Annotated in this window: 6 protein-coding genes; 4 read left to right on the top strand and 2 right to left on the bottom strand. The window is 70.9% G+C overall.

What is annotated here, in order from left to right:
* Positions 1–1,147: acyl-CoA dehydrogenase family protein (locus ABD743_RS02435; protein WP_344718314.1), on the bottom strand; the 1,147-nt coding region annotated here is incomplete at its 3' end.
* Positions 1,148–1,309: 162 nt separating this feature from the next.
* On the opposite strand from ABD743_RS02435, the gene ABD743_RS02430 reads away from it, so the two are divergent.
* Entirely contained in the window at positions 1,310–2,314 is a 1,005-nt protein-coding gene (locus ABD743_RS02430; RefSeq protein ID WP_344718312.1) for a TIGR03557 family F420-dependent LLM class oxidoreductase, read from the top strand.
* Between the two features lie 1,534 nt (positions 2,315–3,848).
* On the opposite strand, the gene uxaC is transcribed toward ABD743_RS02430, so the two are convergent.
* The gene (gene uxaC, locus ABD743_RS02425) at positions 3,849–5,261 is read right to left on the bottom strand and encodes a glucuronate isomerase (protein ID WP_344718310.1); all 1,413 of its coding nucleotides are present in this window, start codon (positions 5,259–5,261) and stop codon (positions 3,849–3,851) included.
* A 153-nt stretch (positions 5,262–5,414) separates the two neighbouring features.
* On the opposite strand from uxaC, the gene ABD743_RS02420 reads away from it, so the two are divergent.
* Genes ABD743_RS02420 through ABD743_RS02410 form a run of 3 tightly spaced genes read left to right on the top strand, consistent with a single transcriptional unit; the run spans position 5,415 to position 8,778 of the window.
* Positions 5,415–6,452: a LacI family DNA-binding transcriptional regulator gene (locus ABD743_RS02420; RefSeq protein ID WP_344718308.1), complete on the top strand. Its 1,038-nt coding sequence runs from the start codon at positions 5,415–5,417 to the stop codon at positions 6,450–6,452.
* Positions 6,449–7,657, top strand: coding sequence for an extracellular solute-binding protein (locus tag ABD743_RS02415; RefSeq protein WP_344718306.1), 1,209 nt, complete (start codon positions 6,449–6,451; stop codon positions 7,655–7,657). The genes ABD743_RS02420 and ABD743_RS02415 overlap by 4 nt, the downstream gene beginning before the upstream one ends.
* The gene (locus tag ABD743_RS02410) at positions 7,654–8,778 is read left to right on the top strand and encodes an ABC transporter ATP-binding protein (RefSeq protein WP_344718304.1); all 1,125 of its coding nucleotides are present in this window, start codon (positions 7,654–7,656) and stop codon (positions 8,776–8,778) included. Before ABD743_RS02415 ends, ABD743_RS02410 begins: the two co-directional genes overlap by 4 nt.
* Position 8,779: the final 1 nt, after the last annotated feature.

Genomic DNA, 8,779 nt, shown 5'->3' with positions numbered 1-8,779 from the left:
TGTTGATCTCCCGGGTTCCCTCGTAGGAGTAGAGGGCCTCGGCGTCGTTGAACACCTTGGCGATCCCGTAGTCGAGCACGATCCCGTTGCCGCCGAAGAGCTCCCTGGCCCGGGCGACGCTCTCCCGCAGCCGCGTGGTGCAGAACTGCTTCGCGAGCGCTGCCTGCTCGTCGCGGAAGATCCCCTGGTCCTGCAGCTGCGCCACCCGCACCGCCATGCCGAGCGACGCCGTCAGGTTTCCGATGATCGCGGCCAGGTGCTCCTGGACCAGCTGGAACTTCGCGATCGGGCGGCCGAACTGCTCGCGGGAGACGGCGTAGTCCCTGGCCAGCTCGTAGGTGTTCATCATCGCTCCGACCGCGCTCCAGGCCACACCGCCGCGGGTGGCCCGCAGCACGCGGGCGGTGTCGCGGAAGGAGTTCGCGCGGGCCAGCCGGTTCTCCTCCGGCACCCGGCAGTCGGTGAGTTCGATGTCCGCGTTCTGCACCGTGCGCAGGGCGAGCTTTCGCTCGATCTTGCGGGCGACGAAGCCCGGGGTGCCCTTCTCGACCACGAACCCCTTGACCTCGCCGTCGCCCTCGTCCCGGGCCCAGATGATGTTCAGGTCGGCGAACGTGGCGTTACCGATCCAGCGTTTGGCGCCGTTGAGAACCCAGGTGCCACCGTCGCGGCGAGCGGTGGTGTGTAGGCCGCCTGCCACGTCGGAGCCGTGGTCCGGCTCGGTGAGACCGAACGACCCGATCGCCTCCATCCGGCGCATCGGGGGCAGCCACCGCTCCCGCTGCTCCTCGGAGCCGCACTCGTCGATGGTGCCCATGGCAAGTCCGGTGTGGACGCCGAAGAAGGTGGCCATCGACGCGTCGGCTCTGGCGAACTCCGCCGCGACGAACGACGTGCACAGCTTGCTGCGCGCGGGGCGGCCGGGGAAGTCGATGGCGAGCCCGGCGATGTCGAGCGCCGCGATCTCCGGCACCAAGTGGTGTGGGAACTCCGCCCGTTCCCACTGCTCGAGGGCGATCGGCGCGACGTGCTCGGCGAGGAAGCCGCGCACCTTGTCGAGCAGATCGCGGTCCGCACGCTCCAGCAGGTCGGCGTAGCCGTAGAAGTCGCCGGGCAGTGCGGCCGGTTCCTCACCGTTGCGGGTCATGGGGTGTCCTCCTCGGTCGTCACGATCTGACCTCGGCGAGCTGATCCGCCGCGCCGGGCGCCCGGCCAAGGCGGTGAAACCGGGCAGGACCAGGACATGGCCGGGTAGATCATGGTTACCGGGGTACCCGCATTGCGACCACTCCACGACCGAGAGGACGTCATGGTCGCCTTCGGCTACTCCTTGCTGTGCGAGCAGCGCGGGCCGCGTGAGCTCGTCGCCGATGCCGTCGCCGCCGAGGACGCAGGCTTCGACTTCGAGGTGATCAGCGACCACTACTTCCCGTGGCTCGACTCGCAGGGCCACGCGCCCAACGCCTGGCCGGTACTCGGGGCGGTGGCGGCGGCCACCGAACGTGTGCCCCTGATGACCTACGTGACCTGCCCGATCATGCGCTACCACCCGGCTGTCGTGGCGCACAACGCGGCCACCGTGGCCCTGCTGGCAGGAGGAGAGCGCTTCGTCCTCGGCCTGGGCGCCGGCGAGAACCTCAACGAGCACGTCATCGGCCGGGGCTGGCCCCCGGTGAACGTGCGCCACGAGATGCTCGGAGAGGCCGTCGAGATCATCGGGGAGCTGTTCACGGGCGACTACGTCAACCGGAGCGGGACCTACTACCGGGTCGACTCGGCGAAGCTCTGGGACGTCCCGGACGGTGGCGTGCCGATCGCGGTCGCGGTCTCCGGACGGCAGTCGATCGAGTCGTTCGCTCCAGTGGCGGACGCGATGGTGGCGGTCGAGCCGCGCTCGGACCTGGTGCAGGACTTCGACAAGGCCGCGGGCATGACACTGCCCAAGATCGGTCAGCAGCCGATCTGCTGGGGCACCGACACCGACGAGGCGATCGCGCTGGCCCACGACCAGTTCCGCTGGTTCGCCGGTGGCTGGAAGATCAACGCCGAGCTGCCCGGCCCCGCGGCCTTCGCCTCCGCCACCCAGTTCGTGCGGCAGGAGGACGTGGCCGAGGGCCTCCCCTGCGGCCCGGACGTGGCGGCGCACGTCGAAGCGGTACGGCCGTTCGTGGACGCGGGGTTCACACACGTCGCGCTCGTACAAGTGGGTGGCGAGACGCAGCCGGAGTTCCTCGCCTTCGCCGAGCGCGACCTGCTACCCGCGCTCCACGAGGAGTACGGCAAGCCCGGCGACGCCCGAATCAAGGTGCGCTGAGCCAGGGGCCGCGACCGTACGAGAGGCACGCCGGTCCGGACGTATTGCGCGAGAGTGCCGCTCGGTCAGTGGTGGTGGGGTGGGGCGCGAGCCGGTGGCGCGCGAGCCGGTGGGGCTGGGCTGAGGGCTGGGGCGGGGCAGCGGGGCTGGGCCGCGGGTGAGGCGGAACCGCGGGGCCGGGCTGAGGCCGGGCCGCGGGGCCTGGCTGAGGGCTGGGCTGGGTGCGGGCTGGGCCGGGCCGCGGGGCTGGGCGGGGCCGAGGATGAACGAGCGGCCCGTTCATCCAGATCTATCGCACGAGCGTGCCGTTCGTTGGAGCCTGAGGTTGGGTCCCTCCCATGATCAGTGTTTGGGGCCGGGGAACCGTGTCATCAGCGGCTGCGGGGTCCGCTCCGGTGATCATGGCTTCGCGGGGTGGGCCGGGCCGGTGGGTGAGCGGCCCGCTCGTGTGGATCTCTTGCGAAGGTGTGCCGTTCGTCGGGGTCCGAGCTGGGGTGGCCGCCCTGCTGCGCTCCTGGTTGCGGGTTCGCTTCCATGATCAGCAGTTGGGGCCGGGGAGCCGTGCTATCGGCGGTTGCGGGGCCAGCTTCGGTGATCATGGGTCCGCGGGGCGGGCTGGGCTGGTGGGCGAGCGGCGCGTTCGTCCAGGCCTATCGCGTGAATGGGCCGCTCGTCGGAGCCGGAGCGGGCCGGCCGTTATCCCGAGCGCCTGCTCGCGCTTGCGCATGATCAGCGTTTGGGGCCGGGGAGCCGTGTTATCTGCGGTTGTGGGGTCCGCTTCGGTGATCATGGTTCATGGTTCATGGTTCATGGTGCGGGCCGGGCCGGTAGGCGAGCGGTCCGTCCAGGCCTATCGCGTGAATGGGCCGCTCGTCGGAGCCGGAGCGGAGTGGCCGTCATTCGGAGCGCCTGCTCGCGGACCCGCTCATGATCAGCGTTTGGGGCCAGAAGGCCGGGTTATCTGCGGTTGTGGGGTCCGATCCGGTGATCATGGTCCGTAGGACGGGCTGGGCCGGCGGGCGAGCGGCCCGTTCGTCCAGACCTGTCGCGCGAGCGTGCCGCTCGTTCAACTCCTATCCGGCGCCCGCTCCTACCTGCGCGGGGTTCCGGCCGAGCGCGGCGACAGCCCCAGGGGTGCACGATCGGCGCGTTCGTCCAGAGCTATCGCGCGGATGGGCCACTCGTTCAACTCGGGCTTCGCCGCCATCCCTGGCCGAGCGCTCTGGCATGGGTGGACGGTCGGCGCGCTCGTCCAGGCCTACCGCGCGAACGCGCCAGCCGCTCACCCCCGGGGTGCCGTCCAGGTGTACGAGCGGCCCGCTCGTCCAGACGTATCGCGCGGGTGGACCACTCGTTCAAACTCCGGCTTCGCCGCCCGCCCCGGCCGGGCACGGGGACAGCTCCAGGGGTGGACGGTCGGCGCGTTCGTCCAGGCCTACCGCGCGAACGCGCCACCGCTCACCGGGGCACCCCATCCAGATGTACGAGCGGCGCGTTCGTCCAGAACTACCGGGCCGAAGTGCCGCTCGTCAGCTCACCGTCGGGCGTAGCTCTCCTTCGGGAGGTTGTAGGCCAGGTCCACTGCTGTCTCCAGCGCCTCGTCCAGGCCTAGGCGGTGCTCGGCCACCAGGCGGGCGAGGTGGCCGGCGTCCACTCGCCGGGCCAGGTCGTGGCGGGCCGGGATGGAGAGGAATGCGCGGGTGTCGTCGACGAAGCCCGTGGTGTTGTAGAAGCCCGCGGTGTCGGTGACGGCCTCGCGGAAGCGGCGCATGCCGTCGGGAGTGTCGAGGAACCACCACGGTGCGCCGAGGCGCATCGCCGGGTAGACGCCGGCGAGCGGGGCGAGCTCGCGTGAGTAGGTGGTCTCGTCCACCGTGAACACCACGAGCCGGAACCGGGGGTCCCGGCCGAACGACTCCAGCAGCGGGCGCAGTGCGCGGGTGAACTCGGTGGGCACCGGGATGTCGAAGCCCTGGTCGGGACCGTGGAGGGCGTGCACGGCGGGATCGTGGTCGCGCAGCACGCCGGGGTGCACCTGCATCACCAGCCCGTCCTCGCAGCTCATCCGGGCCATCTCGTGCAGCATGTGGCCGGCGAACGCGGCGGCGTCGGCGGGTTCGATGTGGCCCGCCCGCGCCGCGGCGTACACGCGGGCGGCCTCGGCGGCGGACAGCGGGGTGGTGTCGGTGGCGAGGTGCCCGTGGTCGGTGGCCATCGCCCCCGCCTCGACGAACGCACGCCGGCGCGCGCGCAGCGCGTCGGTGAATCCGGCGTAGGAGCCCGTGTCGATGCCGGTCAGCTCGGCCAGCTGGTCGACGTCGGCCGTCCACGTCGGGCGGTCGAGGTGCAGGAGGGCATCGGGGCGGAAGGTCGGCACCACCTTGTCGCCCCACCCCTGCTCGCGCAGGACGGCGTGGTCGGGCAGCGTCGAGAGCGGGGAGTCGGTGGTGGCCAGCACCTCGATGCCGAACCGCTCGAACAGGGCCCGCGGCCGGAACTCGGGCTTGGCGAGGCGCTCGGCGATGTGCTCGTACAGCTCGTCGGCGGTGTCCTCGCCGGGCTGCACCGTCACCTCGAAGATCTCGTGCAGCCCGTGCTCCAGCCAGTACCGCGTCGGCGTACCCCGGAAGAGGTGCCATCCCGCGCAGAAGCGCCGCCAGATCACACGTGGGTCGGTCTCGACGGGGCCGTCGCCTGCGGCGACGCCGAGATCGCGCAGCTCGGCCCCCTGCGACACGAGCATGCGCAGCAAGTAGTGGTCGGGCACGACGAACAGGCCGGCCGGATCGGGGAAGGACCGGTCCTGCGCCAGCACGCCGGCGTCGACGTGCCCGTGCATGCAGACCAGCGGCAGATCACGCGTGGCGTGGTAGACCTCCCGCGCCACGGACCGCGTCGCGGGATCAGCGGGAAGGGCTCGGTCGTCGTCGAGCAGCAGGGGACGCATCTAGCCTCCAATCGGTCTGAAAAGGATTGCAATACACAGCATCGATTGGCAAGCGCCGTCACGGTCAAAGTGGGCCTTGACGTGGGGCAACAAACGGTTTCACACTCTCACGGCGATTCACCCTGTGAGACGACACGATGACGGAGGGAAGCTGTGGCCCCCACCATCCGTGACGTCGCCTCCGCCGCGGGTGTCTCGCAGTCCACGGTCTCTCGCGCGCTCTCCATGCCGGAGCTCGTGAACCCGGCAACCCGGGCGCGGGTACTGGAAGCGGCCGGCCGACTCGGCTACCAGCCGAACCGCGCGGCCCGCGGGCTGATCACCGGCCGCACCGGCAACCTCGGCCTCATCGTTCCGGATCTGTCCAACCCGTTCTTCTCGTCAGTGGTCAAGGGCGTGCAGGCGGCGGCCCGCGGGGCCGACTACTCGCTGTTCATCGCCGACACCGACGAGGAGGCGAGCGCCGAGGTCGAGTTGCTGCGGGCGCTCAACCGACAGGTCGACGGCATCGTCCTCTGCTCGCCCCGTTCCCCCGACGACGATCTGGCCCGTGCCGGCGTCGACAGCTCGGTCGTCCTCATGAACCGGCGCATCGAGGGACGCCCGAGCGTCACCGTCGACAACGCCGACGGGATGCGGCAGGCGGTGGAGCACCTGTCCGCGCTCGGCCACCGGCGGATCGCCTACGTCGCCGGGCCGCGCACGTCCTGGTCGAACGCCCAGCGGGAGCGGGGCCTGCACCAGAGCGCAGAGGACACCGGTAGCGATCTCGTGCATCTCGGCCACTTCCCGCCGCGGTTCGAGGGCGGAGTCGCCGCTGCCGATCTGGCGCTGGCGTCCGGAGCGACAGCGGTGATCGCCTACAACGACGTGGTGGCGCTGGGTCTGCTGAGCCGCCTGGGGGCCCGGCAGGTGTCGGTGCCCGACGAGATCAGCGTGCTGGGCTGCGACGACATCAGCATGTCGGCGATGACCCACCCGGCCCTCACCACCGTCTCCATCCCGAAATGGGAGGCGGGCCGCGCCGCCGTCGTCCTGCTGCTCTCGCTGCTCGCCGAGGGCGCCGCCGACTCGCCTGCTCCTGATCGGGAGCTCTCCGCCCAGCTCATCGTGCGCGCCACCACCGGTGTCGCCCCCGCCACCAGCCGTCCCGCACCGGGCGGCCACTCCACGAAGGGACCGACCGGATGACGATGCAATGGCGCACCGCTCTGACTGCGGGTGGGGTCTGCGCACTCCTGCTCATGACGGCGTGCGGCGCGCCGGGAGGACCACCCGCGGCCGAGGTGCCTGCGGGTGAGGTGCCGGCGCGCCCGAGTGCACCGGTGACGCTGAACGTGCTGGACGTGGCGGGCAACCTTCAGCTGACCCAGGGGATGATCGACGAGTTCGTGGCGCAGAACCCGGACGTCGTCTCGCGCGTCACGTACGAGAAAGCGGCCGCGCCCGAGATGGCGGGCAAGATCAAGGCCCAGCAGGACGCCGGGCGCATCAACATCGACCTCGTGCTCACCGGCACCGACGGGCTCTCCGCGGGTGCCGAGCAGGGCCTGTTCACGCCGCTGCTGCCGCAGTTCGCGGATCGGCTGACGGGGATGAACGACTACCTCGAGCCCGCCGCCGCGATGCAGGAGCTGGCCGCCGACCAGGGCGTGGTCATCACCTACTACCCGTCCGGGCCACTGCTGGAGTACGCCCCCGACCGCGTGCCCGACCCGCCGAACACCGCCGACGAACTGCTCGCCTACGCCGCGGCGCACCCCGGCAAGGTCGGCTACGCCCGCCCATCCAACTCCGGGCCCGGACGCACCTTCCTGATGGGCCTGCCCTACATCCTCGGCGACTCCGACCCCAAGGACCCGGTGAACGGCTGGACGAAGACGTGGGCCTACCTGGCCGAGCTGAACAAGCACATCGAGTCCTACCCGTCGGGCACGGCGGACACGATGAAGAACCTGGCCAACGGCACCTACGACATCATCGTCAGCACCACCGGCTGGGACATCAACCCGCGCGCGCTGGGCACCGTGCCCGCCGACTACAAGGTCACCACGCTCGACGGCTTCACCTGGGTGACCGACGCCCACTACGCCGCGATCCCGAAGGGCGTCTCGGCCGACAAGCAGTCAGCGGTGCTCGCGCTGCTCGCGTTCATGCTCACTCCGCAGCAGCAGGCGAAGGCCTACGACACCGGCTACTTCTACCCCGGCCCGGCGATCAAGGGCGTCACGCTCGACATGGCGCCGCAGCAGAGCCGGGACGTGATCGCCCAGTTCGGCCGTCCCGAGTACGAGGCGCTGATCCGCGACCACCCCACCGCCACCCCGCTGGCCACGAAGGACATGGTCGCCGCATTCGACCGTTGGGACCGCGAGATCGGCGGTGGCAGCCGGTGACCGAAGGTTCGTTCACCGAACTTCGGCTCGATGGTGTGGGACGCCGGTTCGCAGGCAAGGACGCCCTGGTCGACCTCGACCTGACGATCAGAGCGGGCGAGTTCATCGCGTTGCTCGGTCCGTCCGGCTGCGGGAAGTCGACGGCGCTGAACTGCCTGGCGGGCCTGCTGCCCCTCACCACCGGGAGCATCTGGCAACGGGGGCCGGAGGGGGAGCGGCGGATCGACGCGCTGCCACCCGAGAAGCGCGGATTCGGCATGGTGTTCCAGAGCTACGCGCTCTTCCCGCACATGTCGGTGCGTCGCAACGTCGCCTTCGGGCTGCAGATGCGGCGGCTGCCCCGCGCCGAGGTCGTGCGCCGCACCGCCGAGGCGATCAGCCTCGTCCAGCTCGACGAGCACGCGAGCAAGCTGCCCGGCCAGCTCTCCGGCGGCCAGCAGCAGCGCGTGGCGATCGCCCGTGCGGTGGTGCTGGAGCCCTCGCTCGTGCTGATGGACGAGCCGTTGTCCAACCTGGACGCGAAGCTGCGGCTGGAGATGCGGTCGGAGATCCGCAGGCTGCACCAGTCGCTGGGGCTCACCACGGTGTACGTCACCCACGACCAGGAGGAGGCGCTCTCGCTCGCCGACCGGCTCGTGGTGCTCCGCGAGGGGCGGGTGCAGCAGATCGGCACATCCGAGGAGCTGCACACCCGGCCGGCGAACTGGCACGTCGCGGACTTCATGGGCTTCCGCAACATCATGGAGGTCGACGTCACGCACGTGAGTGGCACGGAGATCGCGGTGCAGGCCGGCGAGCTGCGCTTGCGCGGCACGGCGACGACCGACGTCGCGGTCGGGGACCGGGTGGCGGCGGCCGTCCGTCCCGAGGACGTGCTGGTGAGCGCGGCGGATGTGCGGGACGGGACACCGGCCACCGTGGAGGTGGTGGGGTACCAGGGGCGCGAGCTCGCCGTGGAGGTCCGCACGGCCGACGGCCGGGCGCTGCACCTGCGCACCGAGCAGCGGCTGGCGCCGGGCGACGCAGTCACCCTGACCATCGACCCCCAGCGCCTGCTCATCTACCCGCTCGCAGCGGGTGAGCACGTTCCGGAACCGCTCGTTGCCGCGGTGTCGTCGTGAA

The organism is Pseudonocardia yunnanensis, assembly GCF_039534065.1.
Taxonomy (GTDB): Bacteria; Actinomycetota; Actinomycetes; order Mycobacteriales; family Pseudonocardiaceae; genus Pseudonocardia; species Pseudonocardia yunnanensis.
The sequence above is the reverse complement of the archived record's forward strand: the minus strand, read 5'-3'. Positions and strand labels throughout refer to the sequence as shown.

What these genes read in the sequence shown, in the direction of transcription:
- ABD743_RS02415 (WP_344718306.1), top strand. Translation starts at nt 6,449, where the DNA reads ATGACGATGCAATGGCGCACCGCTCTGACTGCGGGTGGGGTCTGCGCA.
- ABD743_RS02430 (WP_344718312.1), top strand. Translation starts at nt 1,310, where the DNA reads ATGGTCGCCTTCGGCTACTCCTTGCTGTGCGAGCAGCGCGGGCCGCGT.
- uxaC (WP_344718310.1), bottom strand. Translation starts at nt 5,261, where the DNA reads ATGCGTCCCCTGCTGCTCGACGACGACCGAGCCCTTCCCGCTGATCCC.